Below are 25,484 nucleotides of genomic sequence, written 5' to 3' on the forward strand. Positions count from 1 at the left end.
CATTGGGCATTATGGAGCCTCCGATGCAGCCGCAGTAGACAGCCCTCGTCAATATATCAGCCGAGCCTTCTAGACGAAGTAGAAGTCACTTGAATGCGCCTGCATCTGGGCGAGGGTCACGCCTGTAAGCGTCACCGTGTTTCCGTTACCGTCATTGATGAGAGATCCGCCTACGGAGTTTGACGTGTGAGCGAATAGGGCAGCGCTCGTTGCGAAAATGGAGTCGTCAAACTGGATCGCATCGGTGCCGACTCTGAAGTCGGTGATGGAGTTTGCGCCAAAGCTCGGCCGGAAAAGGAAGATGTCGGGTCCATTGCCGCCGGTCAGCGTATCGCCAGCGCCGCCAATCAGAACGTCGGGACCGTTGCCGCCTATCAGGACAACGTTGCCTGCTGATCCATCCACCACATCCGGGCCATTGCCGCCGGACAGCGTGCCACTGGTACCGTGCGCGTAGCTTACCCCGGGGTTGGAAACCACGATGCTGAGCGTCTTCGTGTCGGTCCCGCCGATCGGATCTGAAACCGTGTACGTAAAGACATCCTGCGCGACGATCTTGGGCGGCAGCCCGCCCTTATCCGCGATGTAGACATAGCTTCCGTCCGCCTTGAGCGTCAGGGATCCGTAGACTCCCTTGACAACCTGTCCAACGTTGCCCGAAACACCGTCGACTGCGCTGACAGACATAGTATTGTTGTCGTCTGTGTCGTTCGCGAGGACGCCATTGGCTGCGTTGACGATGAGCGTGGAATTCTTCGCCGTACCATTGCTATCGGCGGTCGCCTTTGGCGGCTGATCCAGCACCTCGGCCAGCGTATAGATCCGGTTGCTGAACTCGAAAGACTCGAAATTCAAGAACTGGTCGCTGCCGTTTGGGCTACTCGGGCGCATGTCAACGATCTGAACCCAACTCTCGGTTCCGTTCAGAACGACAGAGGTTTTGTAGTCTGCCCGAGCGCCACTAAAAATCGCTGTGTCGCTTCCGCCCCCGCCGTCGGCGATGTCGTTGCCCGCGTTGCCAGTCCATTCGTTGCTGACGCTGTTGCCCACGAACTCGTCATCACCGGAGCCGCCGACCGCGTTCTCGATGATGACGCCAGTGATGCCCGTTTGGTCGTCGATTGCGTGCATGTAGTCGCCGGCGATGGTGAAGCCAAAGCCGAATGCCCGGGTCGCACCGCTGCCAGTGAAAGTATAAGATACCAACCCGCCGCCGGTCGGGGTGTCGTCGAGGGTCGCAGGCCGAAGATCGATGTGCGCGCGTGCTGACCCGTTGTACACGATTTGATCCACCCCTTTTGTGTCCCAGATGGCCTCTATCGTGCCATCTGTGCCGGGATCAGATAGGATATACGTGTCATTCCCTTGGCGAGCCGTGGTGTTCGCGCCGTAAAGACGCTGAATTGCTGCGATATCGAACGCCATGGGCGTTGACATGGTAGGCAGAGCGCCGGTAGCCGTGGTGTCAGGGTCCCAATGATTGTAGCTCATCATTGTGTAGGCCGACTGATTCAGGCCGTTGTTTCCGGTATCTCCCGAATTGGCCACCCCGGGGAAACGATCGGGGCTTGAGACCGCGCCGCCGTCGTGTGGATGCTTCAATCCAAGCGCATGGCCGATTTCATGAAGCATCAGCTCGAAGCCCTCGGCCGAAATAATCTGAGGGTTAGCTGTATCGGATGTGTTCGGATTTGGAATGAAGGTGTTTGGCTGGCCGGAGATGAGAAAGCCGTCCGTGGCAAAGTAGGTGTTGACTTGCCCTTGCTGGGCAATGGTTACAGAGCTGAAGGTGTCCGTCCCTACATCGCTTGCCTCAGCAGGCGTGCCTGAGTACCCACCGAAATTGCCGATTTGCGATCCAGTCGTCCGATTCAGAACAATCTCTGCATCAGATAAAGTTGTTACCTGTTGAAACGTCACATTGGCCACGGCAGCGTAGGCTGCAAAAATATTCGAGAGAGTCGCGATCTGAAGCGGCGTCCAATTATCGGCTGGGTCAACAGCCCAATTAATAAGTCCTCCTGTAGTTGCGGAGAGATTCCACCGCCAACCGTTATTAAGTAAAGCTCTGACGTGGATGTCGTCGGTGCCGATGGTTTCCTGGACGGTGTCGTTCTGGTTCAGAGCCATCGCCGCCTCCCATGCGAGCTTCGTCTGTTGTCGTCCTTCAGGTCCGTTGCATAACGCTGCGCAAAATGGTCTCACTGACCCCTGCTCGTGCGCAGTACGCGCGGTTGCTACAGACGAGCGGGCGCACGTCGTTAGGGCATGTTCCACGCGAAGCAGATCTAATCTGTTGGGCTGACATGCTCTGCTTGAAATTTCGCGATGGCAAGGGTTAGTACAGTAATGTTCAATACCCTAATCAAATCGTGAGCTGAGCGGCGCTCATTTTCTGCGGCCTGCTCGGCATTAAGACCCGACGGACGTCTGCGGTGGAAAGCAAGCCTAGGGTCTGCATCAGGCGACATTGCCGAGATCGCCTAGAGCGAGCGCGTCCGGGGTCGAGGAGGGTATGGCGCGTCCGTTCTTTCAGTACGCCGTAAGGGTATACCTCAGTGGACGTCTGAAAGCGGGGTCAAAACCGCGTCCGCTAGGGTCAGCTTCGCCTTTCGGACACCTATCTATACGGACACCACTGTCCGTGGCCCGCTCCCCTGGTTCAAAATGCCGGTCTGTGCACTCGACCCTATTGCTATCAATCCGGATCCAGCTTCTCGCCCGCTGACAGCCATTGCTGGGGGCTTTTGGCACTATTGGCACATTTGGCACAGGACGCTGAAGCCATTGGGCCGCAATCGGCCCGCCCCTGACCCACTGCACCATCAGCCCAGTCGCCTCATGCCTCGCTCAAGCTTGGAGGCACCCTTGGCAATGAACTCACGCGGCTTGCCCGCGATCGCCTCCGCACGCTCGTACCGCAGTGCCCCGCCACGAGGTTGAGCGGAACGCCTCCTCCCATGCACAGGGAGTGATACAGCCGCAACTCTCAACCACGCGGAGCGGCGCTCTCGCCCGTACCAAGAATACCGTAGGCCGGAAGTGCAGCCCGCACCGTCTGTGAGACGTACGAGGGCGCCAGATGAGCATAGTGCCGCTCGGTCACCCGCGTGTCGGAGTGCCCCAGCTGCGCGGCGATGACGCCCATCGGTACACCGCGCATGGCGAGGAGGCTCGCGTATGTGTGCCGCAGGATGTGAAAGGTCGCGGGCGGTTCAAGCCTTGCCTGCAGCGATGCCTCGACCAACGGACGCTGCTGATGAGACACGCCCCAGGCGCGGCCATCTGAGCGGGTAAAAATGAGATCGCGTGGCGCACGGCCGGCCGTCAAAGCCGCAAAAAGCTGCTGGCCTTCCTCGGTCAGCGCGACGTGGCGCGGCTTGCCAGCCTTGGACTGCCGAACCAGCACCGTGCCCGCATCCGAGTTGAAGTCTGATGCTTGCAACCGGACCAGTTCGCCATAGCGGCAGCCGGTGACGAGAGCTGCCCGCACCAGATCGCGAAAGTCTGCCTCGCAGGCATTTACAAGGCGCAGGCACTCGGCAGGTGTCAGGTAGCGCACGACAGCCGCATCTGCTTCGCGGAACGGCTTCACCTTGCGCCAAGGTTCGTCCGAGGCTGCTTTGCCGTCGTGAAAGGCGTGGTTCAGCGCTGCCTTCAGGACGGTGAGCAACCGGTTGGCCGTCGAACGCCTGGCCCGAATGGCTTCGGCATCCCGCTCGTCTACCTGTGCCGTGGCCTGCTGAGATGCGCCCTTGCCGGTTCGTACCAACTTCGGTGCATGGGCGAGGCCGTGATGCCAGTCGCGGATACGCTTGGCGGTGATCCTGGCGACCTCGATGGCGCCGAGTTCTGGGATGATCCGCGCATTGGCAGCGTAGCGATCGGCGCGCACACCCTTCGATCCACGGCGTTCACGAGCGGCGAGGTAGTCGCTGACGGCTGCGTTGACTGTATAGGGTCCTTGGCTCGGCTCAGCGTGCCCTGCTAGCTCACGGGCCTTGCGAGTGAAGAAGTCGCGCGCTCGTTCCTGAGCTTGGGAGAACGAAAAGACGGTCAGGCCGTCTGGATCGCGGCTGTCATCGGATGCCCCGAGCGCATCGTAGTACTGCTTTGAGCCGTCGCGCATGCGCGCGACCCAAGTGCCACCCTTTGCGCCTTTCCGGTAGCCAATGGCACAGCCTGCCGAGATGACAGTCCAGTATGGCTCGCGGCGCTCAGAGAGCTTTGCCCGCGCCGAGCGGCTGTCGATCTTTGGATTGCGAACTGTGCGCGCCAATGCCGGCAACTCCACGACGTACGGAAAATGTACGGAATGGTTGTACGTGAACGCCGACGGACGTACAAGGTCGATAAACGCAGCTCACTCAGCAGCTTCTGAGTACGCCCGCGTTCGCTGGCGTCCCAAAATCTGGCTGTTTTCGCCCTCTCACGGCGAAAACAGGGGTTCGAGTCCCCTTGGGAGCGCCAGTTGGATCAAGCACGTCGGTGCGATCCAGGTCGGTGCAAGTCAAGTCACGATCGCTCGGAAGCGGACACGTCGGGACGGCCTAATCCTCCGCCCGAACCCGATCCGCGCGCCGCGCCGTCTCCCCGAGATCGGTCTTGGACCAGGTGACGAGGGAGGGCAGGAGATCGGTGTCGAAGACGGTGCGGCCCGCCAGGGCGTTGACGATCACGGCGCTGCGCCACGCCATCAGACTGAGCTGCGGCTCCGCGATGCCGTGGCTCACGAGTCCGGCGTTGAGGACGAAGATGCGGTTGCCCTTCGGCCCGTCCCAATCCGCGCTGAAATCGGGCCCGATCTGCGGCCGGCCCGAGGCGTCGAGCGCTAGGCGATCCCGGATCGCGGAGAGGCAGGGTGGCAGCGCGTAGCGGTAGCCCGTCGCCAGGACGACCACGTCCGCGTGCGAGACCTCGATGCGTCCGTCGAAGCCGTTGCGCATGACGAGGCGGTAGCCGCCCGCCCGATCGACGTCGAGCACCTCACGATGCGGTAGCAGCCCGACAGGCATGGGATCGCCCTCGAAGTGCCGCAAGGCGTAGAGGCGACGGTAGATCGCCTGCAGGGTCGAGGCCGAGACCCCGTCGCCCGCGAGCTTCTGGCGGGCCACCGTCGAGCGCCGGCGCGGCTCCGGCAGCCCGTGGAAGCTCTCCACGTAGTGCGGGGTGAACAGTTCGTTCGTGAAGGGCGTTGCGTCGAGCGGCTGGAAGTTCGGGCGCCGGCTGATCCAGTCGACCTGGGCCGGCGCGCGATCGGTCCGGCCGAGGAGATGCAGCACGATCTCGGCGCCGCTCTGTCCGCCGCCGATCACCGCGACGCGCTTGCCGGCGACACGATCGAGGGCGAAGGCCGCCTGCGCGGTGTGGAGACAATCGCGCTCGCCGAGCTTTTCCGCGAAGGCGGGACGGTTCGGCTGCAGGCCGACGCCGAGGGCGAGGTTGCGGGCGCTGACCCGGGTCCGGTCGCCCGAGAGGCGAAAGGCGCCCTCCTCGAAACGAATGTCGCGGATCTCGGTGCGGAAATGCAGGCTCGGCAAACGAGCGGCCACGAAGGCAAGATACTGGGCGAATTCCCGGCGCGGCACGGCCTCGAACTCGGCGTTGAGAAACTCGTAGAAGCGCTTCTGCGCCACGAGGTAGGCCATAAAGCTCCAGGGGCTCGTCGGGTTCGCCGCCGTGACGAGGTCCTTCAGGAAGGAGGTTTGCAACGCGACGTCGGGAAGCATCATGCCCGGGTGCCAATCGAAGGCCGGGCTCCGGTCGAAGAACCGAACGTCGAGGTCGTCGACCGCGTCGAGCAGCGCAGCGAGGCTCAGGTTGAATGGGCCGATGCCGATTCCGGCGAGGTCGAGCGGGTGTCCGGTCATGATGCGCGCATGCCTGCATTGCCGAGCGCGGAGCGTTCCGCGCGATGGAGGGGATTGATCAGGTCGGTGCCGAGCCGGGGTACCGGCCGCAGGCTGGAATCGCCGTAGCCGAGGGCGAGACGGACGCGGTTGATGCAGATGCGCGGCACCTGCGGGGCGAACAGGTCGAACAGGCTAAAGCGCTCGGCGAGGTCGGGATGCCGCGCCTGGTAGCGGCGCAGAGCGCGCGCTAGGGCAGCGTAGAACGCGATCTCGGGCACGCCGTCCTGGCGCAGGAGCGCGTCCGAGACGAAGCGCAGCAGGCTCGCGAAATGGCCCGTCTGCAGATGCTGCAGCAGATGCGCCGCCGGCCGGCGCAGGAGCGTCTCCCGCACGCCGGGCGGCAGGTCGCCGGCCTCCGCGAAATCCCGGTCGACGAGGTCGACGTCGCCCTGAAAATCCTTGAGCGCCACGCCGCAGGGCACGCCGTTCTCGAGGATCAACGTCGCGTTCTGGCCATGCGCGATGAAGCCGACGCCGTAGCGGCAGAGGAAATGGTAGAGCGGCACCGCGACGTGGTCGAAGAGCCGTTGGAGCCACGTCTCCGGGTCGAGCCCGGACCGGGCGACGAGGCTGCTGACGAGGGGCCGACCCGAGGCATCCGCCTTCAGCAGCGCCCCCATCATCAGGGCCGACCGGCCGGGTTCGAGGCGGACGGCGATCCCGTCCCGCCAGATCACCCCGAGCATCTCCCGGAACTGGTAGGGCGCATCCGCGATCCGCTCGTAGACCGGGTGCGGATAGAAGGCGCCCGCCCGCTCCTGCAGGATGACGACGCCGGCGAGCGCCGGATCCTGCGCAGCCTTCTCCGCGAGCCAGGCCGAGAAGGCCGGCCCGGTCGCCATGTACTTCCCTGGCACGCCCCGCCAAGCGGAGGTGTTGAGGACGGTCAGCGCGAGCTTCACGTCGAGGCGCCCCGCCGCATCCGCGCTGGCGAGCGTGCGCAGCGATTGCTGGGGCAGGTAGGCGCGGCCGAAGGACCCGAGGGGGACGAGGCGCCGCGCCGCGATCTCCCCGGCAAATTGCAGGGCGATCATGCGGTCCCACTGCCAGGGATGGACCGGCAGCAGCAGGTAGCGCGCCGGCTCGATGCCGTGAGCGCGGCAGGCCTCCGCGAGGCGCGCACGCTCGGAACCATCGAGGGCGTCGGCGACGAGGTCCGCCTCGTCGAGGCCGGGTTCGAGGCTGATGCGGCAGGCGGCGCGGTCCGCCGCGACCCAGAACAGACGGATCTCCGGCTCGAATTCGGGCGCGTAGGACTCGAAATCCGCCAGCCCCCAGCCGATGCGGCCCTTGCTCGCCGGCGCCTTCGGGTGCCCATCGAGATAGTGCTGCAGGATGCGGTCGCTGAGACGGAGGAGGTCCGGCCCCGTCATGCCCCGCCCGATCGCGGCGATGCGGGCATCGGCCGCGAGCGTGCTCATCACCTCCCCGACGTAAGTGCAGAGCGTGGCGGGCTCGATCGCGAGGGTCCGGCTCGCATCGACGAGGAAGCCGCCCGCGTCTCCGGCCGGCGTCACGAGGCTGCCGGCGAAGCGGAACAGGCTCGGCGGGTCGATCGCGAGGTTGCCCCAGATCCGGCGCTCGGCGGCGAACCGGTAGGCGATGCCGCCGTCGAGCCGGAGCAGCCATTGCGTGCCCTCGCGATTGATCGGCTCGGGCGCGAACGCCTCCTCGAAGGCAAGTTCGCCGATCGTCTTGGCGATCAGTGCGCGATTGATGTCGAGCCAGAGCGGGGCGGTCACCGGCGCGCCGCCGGGCAGCGGGCCGGCGCTCACAGCGGCACCTCGCGGAAGAAGCGCTCTCGCTCGCAGCAGACGAGGGCCGCGCGCTTGTGGGGGAAGTCGAATTCCTTGATCGTCTCGTAGGCTGCATCCGCGCAGTAGCTGAGCATCTTGCGGTGCGAGGCGCGCGGCTCGCCCATGATCCGCCGGGTGCGGGGCTCGTCCAAGAACAGGTAGTGCGTGACGGCCTTGAACCAGGCGAGTGTCTTCGGCCGGCCGAGATGGTCGGGATTGCCGATCAGCCCGTGCCAGCCGCGGTCGTGATCCTCCGCGTCGTAGTAGGGACCGAGGCGGTCCTCCTTCGCCCAGTAGAACTCGAAGTATCCGACCGGAACGTCGTTGAAGCTGCCGATCACGCCGAACAGGTGCGGGTCAGCCTCCTGATCCGCGAGGTAGCGGTCGAGCTCCGTCTCGCTACGGGCGAGCTCCCAGTAATAGGAGACCCGGGGCTGGTTCATCCACTGATGGAACAGGACGAGATCGACCCGGCGGTCGATGGCGCGGAAGGACAGGGTCGTGCCGAGATGCGGCAGCCAGCGCCGGTACATCACGCCGTTCGGCTGCGGCGGCCGCAATGGCGGAAGCCTGTCCTCGGGCCCGAAAGCGGAGCGGATCTGCGGATGGGCCGCCCGCGTCTCGGGCCGCAGCCACAGCAGGGGGAGCTGGTAGAAGCCGCTGCGCTCGACAAGGGCGTCGGGCGCAGCGGAACCCGGACTGGCCCGCCCGTCCGCCGCCAGGGCGACGAGGGCGGGGGCGCCTCCGAGGCCCGCGACGCGCAGCCGCCGCGCATCCGGGCAGCGCTGGAACGCGGCCTCGATCAGGCACGCGACGAGCGGGGTGTCGGCGGGGTGACGCCCCTCCGGTCCCGTAAGCGCGAGCATGGCCTCTTCACCATCGGCGACGGTGTGGATCTGCGCTTCGGCGACGATCTCGCCCCCGCGCACCGCTCGTAGCCGGGCGGCATGGGGATCGCTCGGAATGCTCTCGACGGCGATGGCATCTCCGCCGGTGGGCCAGTGCCGGCTCGTGCCGGTCCAGCCGTCGAGGGCCATTCCGGCGAAGGCGTCGAAGCGGGCGCGCAGGGTCATGGTCAGGCCTCCGTCGGTCGGGTCGCGATCGGGTTCGGCATGGGCACGTAGCCCGCCAGAGGATCGATTACGTCTGTATTCTCGTTGATGTTGCGAAAGCAAATCATGAAATTTCCTTTGCAACCGAGCATCTTTGCCTCCATCAGAAAGCGCAGGCACGCCTTGTCCCGAATTTCTTTCGCGGCGATTTCTTCGATTGCACGACGTAATATTTGAATGAGAGCATCTTCTGTCGCCAATCCGGCGATCGCTATCGCGCCTATGACGGCGAAGACGCTGTTTACGATCAGGTAATAGGCCATGATCTGCGCCGCCTCGGTGGAGGCGAAGAGGTGGCCGGCCTCAAGGTCGAGGCCCGGCGCGGCCTCGCGGAGGGCCGGCAGGAACTCGCGCACGAAGCCCGTGCCCTGGCAGTCCCGGAAAAACGCCTCGCGCGGCCAGCCATCCTCGAGCCCGATCACGAGGTTCTGCTGGTGCGCCCCGAACAGCAGGCCGAGATCGCACTGGATCTCCAGGATCGGCCGGACCGCCACATCGAGGAAGCGCTCGAACCAGCGCAACGCCACGGTCCCCGCGGAATCCGCGCCCCCGGCGATGCGCAGGATCGTGTCGGCCAGCGCGCTGCCCTGCCCGTCGGGATGGATCTCGCATAAGGCGGCGAGCACCGCGGCCGGCCGCTGGCCGTCGCCGCGGAAGGGGTTCTCGCGCAAGGCCACGATCGTCTGCGGCAGGATCGCGCCGTCGGGCCCGCGCAAGGCCAGGTAGGCCGGCTCGCCGAGGATCTGAAAGGCCGGGAAGCGCGCGGCGAGTTCCGCCCCGACCCGGCCCGCGAGCAACGCGTCGACCATCAGGCCCCGTTCGCATTCGATCCCCTTGATGAGGCGCAGGGAGTTGGTGAGCCTGAGACTCAGCGAATGCTTCAGCATCCAGCGCGCGTGCGGTGCGTAGAGGCTGCGCAGGGAGGTCGTCGCGAACCAGGGCGCGCCGGCATGACCGTGGTCGACGAGACGTCCGGCGCGGAACAGGGTGTCGATCGCCGGGTCGAGGGCGAGCCGGGCCGCCTGCCAGGGATGCATCGGCAGGAGGACGCGGCCCTCCGCCTCCGCGAGCAGGCGCGGATCAATGGCGGGATCCCCCGCCGCGAGGTCCGCGCACAGGCGCGCCGCACTTTCCTCGCGCGAGGAGCCCTGGGCGACCGCATCCCGGTCGGCCGACCACCAGCGCAACGGGAAGCCGTGGCCGTACTCGGGCGCGAACCGCCGCGAATCCTCCGCCGTGAACTCGTCCCGGCTGCGCGGGGTCGGATGCATCGAGTGGCCGAAGCGCAAGGCCTGCTCAGCTTCGTGGAAGCTCGGATCACGACGCAGGGACACGCTCCGGCCGGGGGCGCGAGCGAGCACATCCGCTACGTTGGCGGCACTCTGGAACACGCGCCGGAGGAAGGTCGGTGCCGCGTCGGGTGCCCTCGCTCCGACGATGGCGGGCTCGTTCGCGACCGCCGCGGCGAATTCGGGGAAGGCCAGCGCGCGGGAAGGCGCGCCGGCCCGGTGCTCGCGGAGCGGCAGCCGGAAGACGTGCTGCCCGACCGACGAGCGGTGGACGACCTCGATCTCGACGACCGATCCGCGGCTCGGCAGCGGGAAGCGCGCCGTCCACCGCAACGGCCCAACCCCCGCCCCCTGCGCCGCAGGGACGAGCGACCATTCTCTCCATTCCCGCATCAGGCTGTTGAGGAAGCTGCGAGCGGATATCTCGTACGCAACATCGATGGACGAGATGAATGTTTTGATCATAGATCTCCCTCCATCACACAAAATTTCGTTGTTATACACAGACAAAATCGACCGCAAGAGCGGCCATAAACTATAGAATTATTCTATTGCTATTCAAAAAAACTGGCATTCCTCGATCAAATGCGTCATCTATCCATTTGAATACGGAGGCGTCATGATTCGAGCCGGCGCGTGGTCTCGCGAAGGCGGTCTGGTTGCGCGGCTATCGCTCGCGGCCGTGCCGGTCGGCTTCGGCCAGTCGGCGGTGCTCGCCCTCGTGCCGGTGACCGCCGATCGCACTGGGCTCGACGCCGCCGCGATGGGCGCCGTCGCCTTCTGGGGGCGATCGTGTTCCTGCTCTGCGCGCCGGCCTGGGGGCATTGCGGCACCGGCTGGCGCCTGCGCCGGCTGTTCCTGGTCCTGGCCGCGCTGATGGCGCTGGGCCACGGCCTGTTCGGCCTCGCGCTCACGCTGGATGCCTTGCCCGCGGCCGCCTGCTTCGCCTTCCTCGTCCTGTCGCGGATCGCCTACGGGGCCGGCGCCGCCGGGGTGATGCCGCACGCGCAGGCCGCCCTCGTCCGGGAGACGCCGGAGGCCGCGCGCCCGGCCGTGCTGGGCCAGCTCAGCGCCGGGCTGTCGACGGGCCGTATCCTCGGGTCGCTCGTGATGGCCGTCGGCATCCTCGGGCTCGCCGCGCCCCTCGTCGTGCTCGCCGCGAGTCCGCTGCTGCTCCTGGCCGCACCGGACCTCGCCCGCGCGCATCGTCCCGCTCCGGCTCGGGACGGTCGGAACCGGGGCTGGACGCGCGCGGGCGCACCGCTCCTCGGCATCGGCTTCGCCCTGACCTTCGGCCTGGGGCAGATCCAGATCGTGTTCGGCCTGTTCCTGCAGCAGCGCTTCGGCCTCGGCGCACCGGCCGCGGCCGGGCTCGGCGGGGCGATCTTCGCCCTCGTCGCCGTGACGATGATCCTGACGCAGCTTCTCCTCGTCCCGCGGCTCGGCCGGGATCTCGGGCGCAACCTGCGGCTGGGGCTTGCGGGCTTCGCCGGGGGGCCGCCCTGATCGCCTGCGCGGCGGTCCCGTGGATGGCCATGCTCGGCGCGGCCGTGGCTGCGGCCGGCATCGCCCTGGCGACGCCGAACTACACCGCCTCCCTCGTGGCGCGGGTGCCGGAGCATTGTCAGGCGGCTGCGGCGGGCTGGCTGTCCAGCGTCCACGTCCTCGGGCAGGGCATCGGCGCCCTGTGCGGCGGGGTCGCGTTCGCTATCGACCCCGCGCTGCCGTTCTGGACCTGTGCGGCGATCGGCGCGGCGCTCGCTGCCTGCACCGTCCTCCTTCCGATGCGCGCGCCCGATCATCGCGCTGCCTGACCCGGCCGGGCGGATGCGAGCAGCCGGACGGTCGCCACCGTGGCGACGCCCGACAGAAGCGTGGCGAGGCCGAACAGGGCCCCGTAGCCGAGGAGGTCGGCGAGCTTGCCGGAGATGAGCGAGCCGACGAGGTAGACGACGAGTTGCGCGCAGGCGAGGATCGTGAAGTCTGTGCCGGGCTGCTCGGGCGAAGAGACCGCCATGAAGAGACTGTAGAGAGCCACGATCTCCATATACCGGATCAGGGTCTGGAAACCCGCCGCCCCGAAGAGCGGCCACAGGCCGACGACGGTGCCGAGCGCGTGCGCGGCGAACAGGGCGAAGCAGAGCGTGCGCAAGGTCCCGAGCAGGCCGAGCGTCGCAGCAGTCCCGCAGCGCCGCACGAGGAGCGCCGCGACCGCCGAGCCGGCGAGGCCCGCCGTCGCCGCGGAGAGGCCGGACAGATACCCGATCTGGTTGAGGGGCACGCCGGCATCGACGAGGTAGGGCCCCTCCATCGCCTTCACGAGACCCTCGCTGACCCGGTAGGTCAGGGCGACCCAGAGGATGGTCCGAACCTCCTTCCGCCTCAGGAACGCCCGGATCGACGGGCGCGGCGCCTCGGCGGCCGGAGCCGGGTCACTCTCGCGCATGGCGAGTGCCGCGACCAGGGGGAGGAGCGAGAAGCCGGCGGCAGAGAGCAGCATGCCCGTCCAGCCGACATGGTGGTAGAGGACGAGGCTGAGTGTGCCGCCGATGACCACGCCGAGAGCGACTGAGCCGCCCTGGATGGCGTTGCCCACGGCGCGATCCTCCGCCCGGAGCTGCTTCACCGCGTAGCCGTCCGTCGCGATGTCCTGCGTCGAGATGAGCAGCGCGGCGAGAAACCCGACCGCGAGGATCCCGGCCACGTTGGTCGGCCCGAGCGGGATCATCGCGAGGATGCAGCCGATCACCCCGGTCTGCGTCGCGATCACCCAGCCGGCCCGGTGCGCCCGCGCAAAGGGGCGGACGCGGTCGACCACGGGGGCCCACAGGAATTTCAGCACGAGCGGCAGGAACAGGAGGCTGAGATAGCCGATCGCCGTGCGGGAGATCCCGGCCTCCCGCATGATGGGCGGCAGGGCGGCGGCGATCAGGTAGGACGGGATGGCCTGGGCGAGGTAGAGCCCGCCCAGCACCACGAAAAGCCGGCTGCGGCCGAGCGCGGGCGCCTGGAGCGCGGGTTGCACGGCGGCAATCATGGCGTCTCGCCGGCCCCGCCGTGACGATCCGGGCCCGCCCGCAGGGCCGGGACATGCTCGGCCAGGAAGCGGCGAGCCTCCGCCTCGTCGTCCGTCACCGTCAGAGGCATGGGCCAGAGGCGGCGGAAGGTCTCGGCCATGCGCTCGGTGGCTCCCGGCCGCGCGAGGGCGATCGCCACGCAATGCCGCTCGAACTGATCCCGGGTCGCCTTGAACCAGAGCGCCTGCGCCCGCTCCCCCGCCTGCGAGAGCCGGCCCCCGCCGCCGAAGAGCGCGAGCAGGGCGAAGGGCTCGCCCCGGCGTCCGATCTTGGTCAGGGCGTCGAGATAGTCGCGCTCGTCCTCCGAGCGATAGGGCGGCAGGAAGCGCAACGTCAGAACGACGCCCTCATCATCGAGCCGGACCATGGTCAGAACGTCTTCCTGTAGCCGAGCGTGACGGTCCGCCCCCAGGAATAGACGGCGAGGTTTCGCACCGAGGTCGCGGTTGGATTCACGAGTTGTGCATCGAGGAGGTTGTTGACCGCGAAGTAAGCCTCGCCGCCATCGATCGGCGCGCTGAGGGCCGCGTTCATGGTCACGCCCGGCTTGATGCCGTAGCGGCTTCCGACCAGGTCGATGCGCGCATCGCGCCCCGACCACGCCTCCCCCTCAAGCCGCAGGCTGACGCCGCCGTCGAAGAGGTAAGACCCCCAGATCGTGGTGCGGAAGGGCGTGGCGATGCGGTTGTTCGGCAGCCAGCTGTCGAGGCGCCCGTCCTTGTTGCTGTCGTAGCGGCCCTCCCGATAGGTGGCGTTGCCGCCGACCGAGGCGCGCTCCGTCAGCGCGTACTGGCCGATGACCTCGGTGCCGTAGATGAATTCCTTCTGCTGCGAGATGGTGTTGGTAATCGGATCGAAGGTGACGCCCCGCTCGGAGGTGCTGATGAAGCCCGCGAGGCTCCCGCGGAAAGGTCCGTTGCCGCCGCGGATGCCAAGCTCGTAGCTGTTCACGATCTGCGCCTCGGGCGCGATCGACTGGAAGGTGACCGACCGGCGGGCGGCAGGCAGGCAGTTCGGGTTCGCGACGGGGCAGGCGAAGGCGGTGGAGAGGCCGGCCCGGCGGGTTTAGGCCCCGACGTCCGGCAGAGCGAAGCCCTGCGAGAAGCCGCCGTAGAGTTCGGCCGCCTGATCGAGCCTGTAGGTGGCGCCGAGATTGAAGGTGGGTGCCGAATAGTCGAAATCGCCGCCGGTGACGCGCAGCGCCGGCAGCACGAAGGCTTGATATCCGAGCGGCGTCCGCGCGGCGACGGCGGCGTAGGCGGCGGGGCGCAGGAAGTCCTCGACGTTCAGCGCGAAATACTCGTAGCGCACGCCGCCTCGGACGGTCAGGCTCTCGGTCACCGGCACCTGCAGCAGGCCGAAGGCAGCAGTCGTGGTCTGCTGCAGCGGCGTGAAGACGTTCTGGCCATTCGTCAGCGTCTGATTGGTCTTCTCCAGGATCAGGTCGGCACCCCAGGTGAGCCGGGCTCCGGCCCAGACGTCGTCGAGGGGTGTGTCGACGGTGGCGTTGATGCCGCCGCGGTCGGAGAACAGCGTCGTCTGGTTGCTCGGGCTCGTGGGCCGAAGCGGATCGAATGAATAGTAGACTTGTGAGTTGTATGGATAGGAGAAGGTCGTGAAATTGAAGCGCTTCTCGATGCTGTTGTAATATCCGAGCACGCTCAACGAGCCCAGCGCGAAATCCCTGTCGATGTAGCGGAGCTGCAAGGATTTCGTGTCCTCGAGGATGCTTAGGCCCGGATAGGGCTGAGTGAGGATCGGCCTCGCGTACGGGGCGGAATAGTTGGTCAGGTAGCGCGGATCCTGATTGAAGGAGAACCACGCGAACGAACCCTCGATCCGCTTCGCCGCATCGATGTCGTAACCCAGCTTCGCGAAGACGTTGCCGCTGCCGAAGCGGTCGCCGCCGCCCTGGCCGAGCATCGCGTCCGAAGGCAGTTCGCGCCCGATCCCGTCATAGGTCCGGCGCCCCATCCGCCCGGTCCCGGTGAAGACGTAGTCGAACCCGTCCGGATTCCTCCCCGAGACCGTCGTCGACAGCTCCGGGACGATCGAGGCCGCGATGTCGCTGGTGAAGGCGCGGGTCACAGTGTTGACGGTCACCCGGGGTGGGCCGGGCTCCGCCCGCTTGGTGATGAAGTTGACCGTGCCGCCGGTCGCACCGGCGCCGTAGAGGCTCGACGCGCCGGCGACCAGCTCAATCCTGTCGACGGAGTTCAGGTCGATCAGCGCGAGGATGCGGTTAACGTCGCGCAGTGGCGTGTTCAGGGGAACACCGTCGAGGAGGACCAGAAGGTCGCGCCCGCGATAGGTCTCCGAGGCACCCGACACGCTCTGGTTCGAGACCGAGAAGCCGGGCACGAGGCGCGAGAGCGCCGCCGAGGCGCTACTGCTCTGCTTGAGTTGCTGCTCGATCTCCTGGCGCCCGACGATCTGGACGGATTGCGGGATGTCGGAGACGGAGCGCTCGGCGCGGGCGGCGGTGACCGAGAGTTGATCGAGTTCGACAGCCTGACTCGACGGTGCCTGAGCGGCGGCCGGTGCGGTGACGACCAGCAATGCCGTCGTCGAGACGAAGGGGTAACGCATCGGCTTCCAGAGTCCTGCGGATCGGCGAATGGATTGGACACACGTGCAGCTGGCATTCGCCAACCAACTTCACGCTTATTCCCAGTTCATCCCGCTGTTTCAAATTATTCTAATCTGAATATAACGGTATCGGCGGCTTGATTTTTTGCCTTCATCGGCGTCTGTGCTTGGGCACTATTAGGCCGCTGCATTCGCGGCTGTCTCGGACGGATGCGCAGTGAAAGACGGACAGGGGCGAAAAGCGCAGGATCCGGAAGCGCCGAACGGCCGTGGGCCGGCCGCGGTGTGGCTGCTGGCCGACGAGATGATGCGGGAAGCGTCGGCCTGGGCGGGTCGGCACGCCTACGGCCGGGACCTCGCCCCCCGCTCGCTCGGGCCGGCCCGGGATGCGCCGTTCGAGGCGATGGCGCTACTGCGGCTGGATCCGCATGTGGGGCTGACGATCTGCTACCAGCCCGCAGCACGCGGCGATCCGGCCCCGCTGGAGCGCATCCTGCCCCGGGGGCATGCTGCTGCGCCCGTCGAGCGGCATTATGGTGGTGCAGCAGCAGGACCAGCGCGCCGTGGTGACGACGCGGGAAGCGATCCTCCTGACGCTCTCCGAGTCGCCGACGATCCGTCTCATGGGGGTCGAGCGCCTCGACTGGTTCGAACTCGCCGACGACGACCTCAGCGCGTCGATGGTCGGCGCGGCCGCGAGCCTGCGCGTCTTCAGCGAGGACAATGCCGCTCTGGCGCTGCTCGGCAGCTACGGTGCGGCCCTGATGCGCGGGCTCCTGCCGGTGACGACCCCGTCTCTGCGCGACCATGCGATCCGCCACATGGCAGGGCTCGTCGACATCATGTGTTCCGACGCGGCCCTGCCCTCCAAGGGGCCGGGGACCAGCCGGCAGGCCGGTCGCATCCGCGCGATCAAGGCGGAGATCGAGGTGCGGCTCGGCGAACGCAACTTGAGTGCGCGGCATTTCGCACAGCTCTCCGGGATGAGCGTGCGCTCACTCCAGAAGCTGTTCGAGGCGGACGGGCAGACCTTCTCGGAATTCGTTCTGGAGCGCCGCCTCGAACGCGCCCTGCGCCTGCTGCGCTCGACGGCCAAGGGGCCCCAATCGATCAGTGCAATCGCCTTCGAGGTCGGCTTCGGCGATCTCTCGTACTTCAACCGTACTTTCCGCAAGCGCTACGGGATGCCGCCGCGCAGGGTGCGCTCAGCGCACGCTTCGCTGGCGGCGGATTTCGAATCCGCGGACCCCGAAACGCTGCCTCCGGATGAGGCCTGAGGCCCGTCGCGCCGCTTGAAGGCGGAGGCCCGCATCGCTCGCCCCGAAACATCGCGCCGCGTCCTCGCGAGCGAGGGCTCGGTCCTTGATCGACATACAGCGACGACCTATTATGAATTCACTGTATGGCGGGTGCGATAGGGAGATCGAGCACGCAATGGCGTTCCACGCACAAGCTCCGACGCGGCCGGCCCGGGCTCGCGACGACCGGTCGCCCGCGCTGAAACCGGATTTTCGTCCGCGCCTTCCGGCGTTCCTGCGCGACCACCTCGGGCTTCATCTTCGAACCTTGTACGGGACGGCCCCGGCTGAAGAGACACCGAGGCGGTTCCTCGACCTTCTCGACCGGCTCGAGGCGGCTCTGACCGTGGGCGCTCCCTCCGATCCGACCGCGTTCCGCGACGAGTTGCTGGCGCTCCTGCCCGATCTGCGGGGTTTCGCCCGTTCGATCGTCCGTGATCCGAGCCACGCCGACGACCTCGTTCAGGAGACCCTGCTCAGGGCTTGGCAGAATCAGCATCGCTATCGGCCGGGCAGCAACTTCAAGGCCTGGGCGTTCACGATCCTGCGCAACCAGTTTTACACGGAGCGCCGTCGCACGAAGCGCGAGGTCGAGGATGTCGACGGTGCGGCGGCCGGTCGGCTCATCGCGCTCTCCGATCAGGTCGATCGGGTAGCCCTGCAGGAACTCTGGGCGCGGATCAGACGGCTTCCGGTGCCGCAACAGGAGGCGCTCATTCTCGTGGCCGCGCAGGGGATGACCTACGAGGAGGCCTCAGCGGTGCTCGGGTGCCAAGTGGGGACCGTGAAGAGCCGGGTCAGTCGGGCCCGCGAGGTCCTGGCCAGCGCGATGGGGCAAGCGGGCCCGAAGCTCGGCAGCGTCCCGGCCTGATCGGCCGCGACCGGCTCCGGGACGGACGTTCAGTGAACGTCCGGGTGATGAAGCGGCGCATGCAGGTGCGAGAGGCCCACGAGCCCCACATCCGCGTGCGGGTCCATCTCCGGCGCGTGAGGCGGTGCCGGATGGCCAGGGGACGGATGGGCCTTCGAGCCATTGCCCGGGCCGAAGACGAGGTTGCCGTCCGCATCGACCGTCGCAGCGAGACCGACCGGCCGCGTCTCCACCATCGGAGGGGACGCGGGCTGGGGATCGGGCGCTCGCGCGACCGGAACCGAGGCGGGTGACGGCGTGGTGTCGCCGGGCGGCGGGCTCGGATGCGTCTCGATCGCGTCCGCAGGTTGAATCGACGCCGCCTGATGCGCGGGATGGACAGCGGCCTTGCCGTGAGCGGCGCTCGCATCGCTCTCCGTGGGCGCAGGCTGTCCGGGTTCGGCTTCCGCGGGCGTCGGAGCGTGCTTGGCTGCCGCGGCATCCGCCTTCGCGTCGTGACCGTCAACGGCCAGATTGTCCGGGCCGGTGCTCTTGACCGGATCTGACGGGTCGGCCGCCTTGTCCGGGTGCTTGGCCTGCTGCCCGGGAGCAGCGGCGCTCGCGGCCGCAGGTCCGACGTCGCTCGCTTTCACGGGGTGCGATGTGGCTTCCGGCGCCGGGGCGTGGCCGTCCGCAGCGTGCTTGTCCTGGCCAGTGATCTTATCCGGGCCGGTGACCTTGTCCGGGCCGGCAGCATCGGCAGCCTTGTTCGGATGCTTGCCCGGCTCGATCACGCCGGGCTCGGCGGCCGGCGCCGCCTCCGCTGTCGAACCTTGGCCCTCCACGGCATGCTTCTCGGAGCCGGTGCTCTTCGCCGCTTCAGCCTGGGCGGCAGCCTTCTCGGCCTGCTTGATCTGTCCGGGAGCCGTGGCGTTCATGGGTCCCTGGCTCGCCCCGCCCGCCTCGGCCTCCGCGCCCGCAGCCGCGACGTCCGCCTTCGCGCCGTGACCGCCCGCACTCGGCTGATCCGGCTCCGCGGCCTTGGCCGGTTCGACGCCTGACGCCTCGGCCTTGGTCTTGTTCTGGCCGGGCGCCGCGGCGCTGGGGCCGGTGTGGGACGCCTCGGCCCCCTTGCCCTCGGCGATTGCCGGGCCCGCGCCGGCGGCAGCCGCTTTCGACGAACCGGAATTCCCGGACTCCGCGCGCTCTTCCCCGGACGGCCCCGAGCCGGATCCCTTCAGATCGTCGATTTGGCTCTTGGCGTCCTGGCTCTTGGCGTCCTGGCTCTTGTCGGCCTTGACCGTCTCGCCTTTGGCTGTCTCGTCCTGGGCCGCCTTGCCGCGACCGGAGGACGATCCCGACTTCTCGTCGTCGGAGCGAAGCACCGAGACGAGCCAGGGCGTCTGCGGCGAATTTCCCTGAGACCCGGATTGCGCCGCGCCCGGCTTCGCATCGTTTGATCCGGAATCGTCCGGCGAGACGGAGGCCGATCCGGCTCTCGCGGCTTTCCCGTCCGGAACGGCGGAGGTGTCCGCGCCGTCCGCCGGGCGTCCGTCGTTCGCGGAGAGGCGGCCCACGCCGACGAGTAGGCTCGGCTCCGTGGACCGCGGCGCCGTGTGCTCGTCGGCCTCGCCCGCCGCGGGCTTGGTCGCGGCCGCGAGTTTCGGATGCGCGGGGCCTTCGGAGCCGGCGTCGGGCCGGCCCTGCTGGATTGCGCCGGGCCGCTCGGGCGTGGCTTGCGCGTCCTCGCCCCTCCGGTTCGCGAGGTCGGCGTCGAGGGCAGAGGCAGGCTGGATCGCCCCCGCCTCGGCCCGCGTGGACCGGGCCTGCGCGCCGGCCGTCGAAGCCTCGCCCTGGGCCGCATTCTGGGTCGGAGCACTCGTCGGTTCGGCCGAGAGCAGATCCGGACCCGATCTGCGGTCGAGCTCGTCCGCCGCGACCGACTGCGCGGCGAAGATCATCGCCGTGAACAGGATCGCCTCGACCTGCCGGCGGTGGTCGTCCGACCGGGAATCGTCGCTGGGCTTGCCCTGCGCCGTCTCCGCCGAAACCGCCGCAGGGCCGCCGCCGGGCATTGCGGGCAGGCTCCCGTCAGGGCCGATCGCGTCCAACTCGCCGGCCGCGGCGTCCTCGGAGGAGAGGATCAGCGCCGCCGCCGCGACGATCGCCGCCAGCAGGGCCGCCGGATGAACCACGAGCTTGGTGCCGGCACCGGCTTGCGGCATTGGCAGGAGCGCGGGATTCCGGGCCGCGATCTCGTCGAGGAGCGCTCGGAAGTCGGACCCGCGCATCGGCCGGTCTAGGGCCTCGGACGCCACCACGTAGCTGCCGTCGATCCGAGCGAAATGCATGATGGCGTCGCCATCGGGGCGGCAGAAGGCGAACCACGGATCCGCCTCGTCGCTCACGCCCTGCTCGCTGGTGATGCGAATCCCGGCGCGGATCAGCGCGGCCTCGACCCGGTAGAACTCGGCGAGCTCCTGCTGGGACCACGCGCCCGCCGTGGTCGCGGCCGGCCGGAAGAAGGAGATTACCGCAGCCATGTCGACCTCATACTCAGCAACCGGACGCCCGCGCCACGGAGGGCTGCGGGCACGCCGCCCGCGCCGTCGCCCACCGTTCCACCTTAAGTCTAGCGTTCATGGAAGGCGCGTCCCATTGCGTCGAAGAAGGGGGCGACCATGTAGTCGAACGCCGTGCGCTCGCCGGCCGAGACCACGATCTCTGCTGGCAGGCCGGCCAGCAGCCGCCGCCTGACCGCGTCCGGGACCTGCTGCTCGTCGATTTCGACGATGCCGGAAAAGTAGGGTTGCCGCGTGGCGTCGTCGATCAGGCGGTCGCGCGAGACCGTCTTGAGCGTGCCGAACATCGCGGGCGTTCGGCGGGTCTGGAAGGTCGGAAACTTCACCTCGGCCCGCATGCCAGGATGGATCATCTCCAGGTCGTTCGGCGAGAACTGGACGCTGATGACGAGCCGGTCACTGGTCGGCACGATCTCCATCAGGGGCTCACCGGAGCGGATCACCTGCCCGATCGTGTAGACCTTCAGTCCCTGGACGACGCCGCCATGCGAGGCGCGGACCTCGTGCCGCCTCAGGACGTCCTGCGCGACGAGGAGCTTCTCGCGCAGCTCCGAGATCTTCTGACGCGTCTCCAGAAGTTGCGCCGTGACGGTCTCCTGCTGCTTCTGTTTCAGCTGGGTGATCTGCATTCCCGCCTCGCCGATGGCGTTCTGCGCCTTTGCGGTCTCCGCCACCGAGCGACCGATCACGCCTTCGAGGCGCGTGCGCTCGCGCTCCATGACGAGCAGCCGCGAGAGTGGGATGAGGTTCTTGTCGCGCAGGGCCCGCAGGCCTCCGAGCTCCTGATTGATGAAGCCCACCTGTTCCTGCACGGAGGTCTTCTCGACCGCGAGGCCCGACATCTCGGTCTTCAGTTGCGTAATGCGCGCCTCGATCAGGTCGAACTGCGAGCGGAGCGAGCGCCGCCGCTCCGCAAGCTGCTCCGTCTGGTCCCGGATCAGGCGCGCGATGCCCGGATCGTCGCGCCGCGCGCCGAGGTCGGGCGGCAGGTCGAGGTCGGCGTCCTCGTCCTGCTCGGCCCGCAGGCGGGCTTCGAGGATCTGGGCCGCGTCGAGCTGGCTCCGGAACAGATCGGCGCTGGCACGGGACTGGAGCGGATCGATGCGCAGCAGGACGTCGCCTTCGCGCACGCTTTGGCCGTCCCGTACCAGCACCTCCTGGACCATGCCGCCCTCGAAATGCTGGACGACCTTTCGGCTGCCCTCCGCGGTGATCACGCCCGGGCTGATCACCGCCCGGTCGAGGCGGGTGACGGCCGCCCAGATGCCAAGGATTCCAAAGGTCGCGAAGATCAACGCGTAGCCCGCGATCGCGTAGCGCCGCCAGCTCGTCAGGCCGAGAAGGGCCGCCTGCTCGGGCATCGCCGCCCCGGGGCCGCAATCCTGCCGGGCTGAAACCCGCAATGGCGTCGCCACGGCCAAGCCCTTCGCCATGGCGTCAGCCCGCCGCTGCCCGGTGCCCGTCGGCGCTCGCCACCGGCACGAGGGACGGGACCGGCCGCGGACCAACGATCTGCGCGAGGATCTGGTCCGCCGCTCCGTAGGATTGCAGCGTGCCTCCGTTCATCATCAGAACCTGGTCGGCCCCCGTCAGGATGCTGAGCTTGTGGGTGACGATGACGATTGTCGTCCCCTCCTCCTTCACCGCGACCACCGCCTGCATCAGGGCCGTCTCGCCCGCCTGATCGAGGCTCGCATTGGGCTCGTCGAGCACGACGAGGCTCGGATGGCCGTAGAGCGCCCGGGCCAGCGCAATGCGCTGGCGCTGGCCGCCGGACAGGCCATGCCCGCCGGGCCCGATCCGCGTGTTGTACCCGTCCGGCAGGCTCTGGATTAGGGCATGGCAGCCGGCCTTCTGCGCCACCGCGATGATCGACGCCTCGTCATCGACGGCAAAGCGCGCGATGTTCTGGGCCACCGTCCCGTCGAAAAGCTCCACATCCTGCGGCAGGTAGCCGATATGGCGGCCGAGCGCCTGGGGGTCCCAGTGCCCGAGTTCCGACCCGTCGATCCGCACCGCACCCGAGAGAAGCGGCCAGACGCCGGTGAGCGCCCTGACCAGGGTCGACTTGCCCGCCGCGCTCGGCCCGATCACCCCGACGACGCTGCCGGGCTCGATCTGGAAACTGACGTCGCGGAGGATCGGGATCGTCGAGCCGGGGGCGGCCACGCACAAAGCCTCGGCCTCGATCCTCCCTTGCGGCCGCGGCAGGACCACGCGGTGCGGCTCCGGGCCGGCGAGGGAGACCAGCTCCGTCAGGCGGCGATAGCCGGCGCGGGCGGCCGTGAAGCCCTTCCAGTTGGCGACGAGGAGCTCGATCGGCGCCAGCGCGCGCCCGATGATGATCGAGGCGGCGATCATCGATCCCGCCGAGATCTCCCGGTGGATGGCGAGATAGGCACCGACCCCGAGAACCATGGTCTGCAGGAACATGCGGACGAAGCGCGTCGCCGCGACGACGATGCCGGCCCGGTCGCTGGCCAGGGCCTGGAGCAGCAGGACCTCGTCGTGGCGGGCCCGCCAGAGTTCGCGCAAGGACGCGAGCATCCCCATCGCCTGGAGGACCTCGCCGTTCCGGAAGGTCGCCCTAGCCTGCTGCCCGGCGGCGCCCGAGGCGTAATTCGCCGCTTCGAGCGCGCGGCGGGTCGCGATCTCGTTCACGAGCGTCAGGCCGAGGATCACGGCGCCGCCGACCAGCGCCATCCATCCGAACCAGGGATGCAGGATGAAGCAGGCCAGCAGGAAGATCGGCGTCCAGGGCACGTCGCAGAAGGCCAGGAGCCCGCTGCCGGTGAGGAACTCCCGCAGGGTGTCCACGTCGCGCAGCGCCGACTCGTGCCCTGCGCCGGGCCTGCGCAGGCTGCCGCGATGCACCGCGTCGAAGATCGGCCCCGCGATCTTCTGATCGAAGACCATGCCGGCGCGGACCAGGATGCGCGCGCGCAGCAGCTCGAGCGCCGCGTAGACGGCGAGCGCGAATGCCGCGATGAGCGTGATCCCGAAAAGCGTGGTCTCGTTGCGGCTGGACAGAACGCGATCGTAGATCTGCAGCATGTACAGAGGGCTGACGAAGAGCAGTATGTTGATGAAGAAGCTGAAAACGAATGCCGTCACAAGCATCGGCCGCATCGAGCGCAGGCCGGTTTTCAGCACGGATGAGGTGGCAGGACTGCCCATTTCGGTGCCCGTTCAGGGTTGTGTAAAACTCTCGTATCCGTCCAGACGCGCACCGCGCCCCTTCTGCCGAACCGCATCCCGCGACGTCGGGATTTCGATCGGGCGTTCACCCGTCACGCCCGGCAGATCGCTCGGCGTCCCTCACGAACCTCCGCACCTGCCAGCCGCGTCTAACGACCCGTTCGGCCGCGGCCCCACATCGTCGATCATAGAGCGTCGGGGAGCTATTCCAAGCACGCTCGCGCCGGCGGCAACCGGCACACGCGGCATCCCATCTGGACAGCAATGCGGGGTCAAGCCTATATAGATGTCACTGTATAGACCGGGCCTGCGCGCCGAGAGCCAGGGGAAACCTTCACCGTGTATGCTCATCATCAGCGCCTGGACTCGGAGGAAGTTCAGGGACTGCGTCGGGAAGGCGGGCGGTTCCTGAAGGAATTGCGCGAGACGCGCGGCCTCTCACAGCGGCAACTCGCGACGCTGGTCGGCGCCGAATATTATACGTTCATCTCGCAGTTGGAGACGGGTCGCGGCCGCATCCCGCCCGATCGCTATCGCGCCTGGGCCGATGCACTCGGCATCGACGCCCGTCATTTCGTCCAGAGCCTGATGCGGTTCTACGATCCGCTGACCTACGAGATCCTGTTCGGCGCGGAGGCGAGCGCCCCGCGCTGAGCGGATCGGATCGCCGCCGCGCGTGCCGATTTCCGGGCTGACTCGCACGACGCTTGAGGCTTGCTGTTCGCTTAACGCTTCGTGACGACCACCTCGACGTAGTCGCTCGGTACGATCAGGGTGTCGCTGCCGCCCCGGTTCATCCGGGCGAGAACATCCATGATGTCGTCTCGCAATGCGCCCTGGCCATCGGCCGGGAGTGCCGCGAAGGCGCGATGCGCAGGCCCGTAATAGGCTTCGAACACGTCGAGCCAGTGATGGGCCGATCGGTAGCGGAAGTTGAAGACCTGCGGCGTGATGCTCAGGTCATGGCCGGCGAACAATTCCTGGAGCCGTGCCTGGGTGCCCCACAGAGCGGGAGAGCGTACGCCTGCCGGGGGCGGCACGTGCTTGCCGATCGCCTTGAAGATCTGGCCGATAAAGCCGTCGGGCGTCCAGTTCGCCAAGCCGATGCGTCCGCCCGTGCGGCACACCCGCAGCAGCTCGCTCGCAGCCCTGTCCTGATCGGGCGTGAACATCACGCCGAAGGTGGACAGCACGACATCGAAGCTCGCCGCCTCGAATGGCAGCGCCTCCGCATCGGCTTCCTGAAACGCGATCGTGAGACGGTCTGCGGCGGCACGTTCCCGCGCCCGGTCGAGCAGCGCGCCGACGTAATCCGTCGCCGTCACCTCGGCCCAGCGGCGCGCGGCAGCAAGCGACGCGTTGCCGTTTCCGGCTGCCACGTCGAGCACCCGCTCGCCGGCCCGGAGGTCGACCGCCTCGCAGAGGCGTTCGCCGACGATCTGAAGCGTCGTCCCGATGACGGCGTAATCGCCCGTCGACCACGTCGCCTGCTGACGTGCCTTGACGGCTCCGAGATCCGGCTCCTGGCCGGACGCGCCTGCGGTCGTGGGTTGCGAAAGTGGAGCCGTCGTTTGTGCCATCACCGCCTCCAGTGACGTACGAACCCGAGCGGGCCGAAGGGGTGGCGGCATCCCGAGACGGGATTGCCCGCACCGGTTGTTCCGCCTGATCCGCGGCCCGCGGACGCGGGGCGAACACGCATTGGCAGGCCCGCATCGGAGCGGCGCGCCGCAACGAGGAGGATGCGGCCCCGCTCCCAACGAGCGCCATGATACGACCCC

General features: G+C 67.7%; 17 protein-coding genes, 1 tRNA gene and 1 pseudogene. 6 read left to right on the forward strand and 13 right to left on the reverse strand.

Translation table 11 applies throughout. The annotated features are described in order from the left end of the window. Positions 1-69: 69 nt before the first annotated feature. The gene (locus tag DK389_RS06820; RefSeq protein WP_109888326.1) at positions 70-2,130 is read right to left on the reverse strand and encodes an Ig-like domain-containing protein; all 2,061 of its coding nucleotides are present in this window, start codon (positions 2,128-2,130) and stop codon (positions 70-72) included. Between the two features lie 859 nt (positions 2,131-2,989). Next, a complete protein-coding gene (locus tag DK389_RS06825; RefSeq protein WP_109888328.1) occupies positions 2,990-4,279 on the reverse strand; it encodes a tyrosine-type recombinase/integrase in 1,290 nt (429 codons plus the stop codon). Positions 4,280-4,399: 120 nt separating this feature from the next. On the opposite strand from DK389_RS06825, the gene DK389_RS06830 reads away from it, so the two are divergent. Continuing rightward, a tRNA-OTHER gene (locus tag DK389_RS06830) sits at positions 4,400-4,470 on the forward strand. A gap of 80 nt (positions 4,471-4,550) precedes the next feature. On the opposite strand, the gene DK389_RS06835 is transcribed toward DK389_RS06830, so the two are convergent. From DK389_RS06835 to DK389_RS06850, 4 genes are read right to left on the reverse strand one after another with little or no spacing between them, the layout of a single operon-like run. After that, positions 4,551-5,870 carry a lysine N(6)-hydroxylase/L-ornithine N(5)-oxygenase family protein gene (locus DK389_RS06835; RefSeq protein ID WP_109888329.1) on the reverse strand — a complete coding sequence of 440 codons (1,320 nt, stop codon included), beginning with the start codon at positions 5,868-5,870 and terminating at the stop codon, positions 4,551-4,553. Continuing rightward, positions 5,867-7,687 carry an IucA/IucC family protein gene (locus DK389_RS06840; protein ID WP_236960680.1) on the reverse strand — a complete coding sequence of 607 codons (1,821 nt, stop codon included), beginning with the start codon at positions 7,685-7,687 and terminating at the stop codon, positions 5,867-5,869. The genes DK389_RS06835 and DK389_RS06840 overlap by 4 nt, the downstream gene beginning before the upstream one ends. Next, entirely contained in the window at positions 7,684-8,781 is a 1,098-nt protein-coding gene (locus DK389_RS06845; RefSeq protein ID WP_109888333.1) for a GNAT family N-acetyltransferase, read from the reverse strand. Before DK389_RS06845 ends, DK389_RS06840 begins: the two co-directional genes overlap by 4 nt. A gap of 2 nt (positions 8,782-8,783) precedes the next feature. Then, entirely contained in the window at positions 8,784-10,574 is a 1,791-nt protein-coding gene (locus tag DK389_RS06850; protein WP_109888335.1) for an IucA/IucC family protein, read from the reverse strand. A 327-nt stretch (positions 10,575-10,901) separates the two neighbouring features. On the opposite strand from DK389_RS06850, the gene DK389_RS33965 reads away from it, so the two are divergent. Both DK389_RS33965 and DK389_RS33970 read left to right on the forward strand, forming a co-directional pair. Next, the gene (locus DK389_RS33965) at positions 10,902-11,615 is read left to right on the forward strand and encodes an MFS transporter (RefSeq protein ID WP_236960682.1); all 714 of its coding nucleotides are present in this window, start codon (positions 10,902-10,904) and stop codon (positions 11,613-11,615) included. Positions 11,616-11,638: 23 nt separating this feature from the next. Beyond that, a complete protein-coding gene (locus DK389_RS33970) occupies positions 11,639-11,923 on the forward strand; it encodes a hypothetical protein (protein ID WP_236960684.1) in 285 nt (94 codons plus the stop codon). Here DK389_RS33970 and DK389_RS06860 read toward each other — a convergent pair. The 3 genes and pseudogenes from DK389_RS06860 to DK389_RS06870 form a co-directional block, all read right to left on the reverse strand. After that, the gene (locus DK389_RS06860; protein ID WP_109888337.1) at positions 11,908-13,146 is read right to left on the reverse strand and encodes an MFS transporter; all 1,239 of its coding nucleotides are present in this window, start codon (positions 13,144-13,146) and stop codon (positions 11,908-11,910) included. The two genes, DK389_RS33970 and DK389_RS06860, sit on opposite strands and share 16 nt — an antisense overlap. Further along, a complete protein-coding gene (locus DK389_RS06865; protein ID WP_109888338.1) occupies positions 13,143-13,553 on the reverse strand; it encodes a hypothetical protein in 411 nt (136 codons plus the stop codon). The genes DK389_RS06860 and DK389_RS06865 overlap by 4 nt, the downstream gene beginning before the upstream one ends. A 2-nt stretch (positions 13,554-13,555) precedes the next feature. After that, positions 13,556-15,775 (reverse strand): annotated as a pseudogene (locus DK389_RS06870) (TonB-dependent receptor). 533 nt (positions 15,776-16,308) lie between these two features. On the opposite strand from DK389_RS06870, the gene DK389_RS06875 reads away from it, so the two are divergent. Together DK389_RS06875 and DK389_RS06880 are read left to right on the forward strand one after the other, a co-directional pair. Then, complete coding sequence (locus DK389_RS06875; RefSeq protein ID WP_236960686.1) at positions 16,309-17,052, forward strand: helix-turn-helix transcriptional regulator; 744 nt, start codon at positions 16,309-16,311, stop codon at positions 17,050-17,052. Positions 17,053-17,308: 256 nt separating this feature from the next. Continuing rightward, the gene (locus DK389_RS06880; protein WP_418292047.1) at positions 17,309-17,944 is read left to right on the forward strand and encodes a NepR family anti-sigma factor; all 636 of its coding nucleotides are present in this window, start codon (positions 17,309-17,311) and stop codon (positions 17,942-17,944) included. 29 nt (positions 17,945-17,973) lie between these two features. Here DK389_RS06880 and DK389_RS06885 read toward each other — a convergent pair whose 3' ends face one another. From DK389_RS06885 to DK389_RS06895, 3 genes are all read right to left on the reverse strand, one after another. After that, complete coding sequence (locus tag DK389_RS06885; RefSeq protein ID WP_109888344.1) at positions 17,974-20,466, reverse strand: hypothetical protein; 2,493 nt, start codon at positions 20,464-20,466, stop codon at positions 17,974-17,976. A gap of 89 nt (positions 20,467-20,555) precedes the next feature. Beyond that, the gene (locus tag DK389_RS06890) at positions 20,556-21,866 is read right to left on the reverse strand and encodes an HlyD family type I secretion periplasmic adaptor subunit (protein WP_236960930.1); all 1,311 of its coding nucleotides are present in this window, start codon (positions 21,864-21,866) and stop codon (positions 20,556-20,558) included. A 76-nt stretch (positions 21,867-21,942) separates the two neighbouring features. Further along, entirely contained in the window at positions 21,943-23,682 is a 1,740-nt protein-coding gene (locus DK389_RS06895; RefSeq protein WP_109888347.1) for a type I secretion system permease/ATPase, read from the reverse strand. A 360-nt stretch (positions 23,683-24,042) separates the two neighbouring features. Between DK389_RS06895 and DK389_RS06900 the strand changes: the two genes are divergently transcribed. Beyond that, the gene (locus DK389_RS06900) at positions 24,043-24,357 is read left to right on the forward strand and encodes a helix-turn-helix domain-containing protein (protein WP_109888349.1); all 315 of its coding nucleotides are present in this window, start codon (positions 24,043-24,045) and stop codon (positions 24,355-24,357) included. Between the two features lie 71 nt (positions 24,358-24,428). On the opposite strand, the gene DK389_RS06905 is transcribed toward DK389_RS06900, so the two are convergent. Further along, positions 24,429-25,283 carry a class I SAM-dependent methyltransferase gene (locus DK389_RS06905; protein ID WP_109888351.1) on the reverse strand — a complete coding sequence of 285 codons (855 nt, stop codon included), beginning with the start codon at positions 25,281-25,283 and terminating at the stop codon, positions 24,429-24,431. Positions 25,284-25,484 lie beyond the last annotated feature (201 nt).

Origin of the sequence: Methylobacterium durans (assembly GCF_003173715.1) — a bacterium.
In the GTDB taxonomy this organism is placed as follows: domain Bacteria; phylum Pseudomonadota; class Alphaproteobacteria; order Rhizobiales; family Beijerinckiaceae; genus Methylobacterium; species Methylobacterium durans.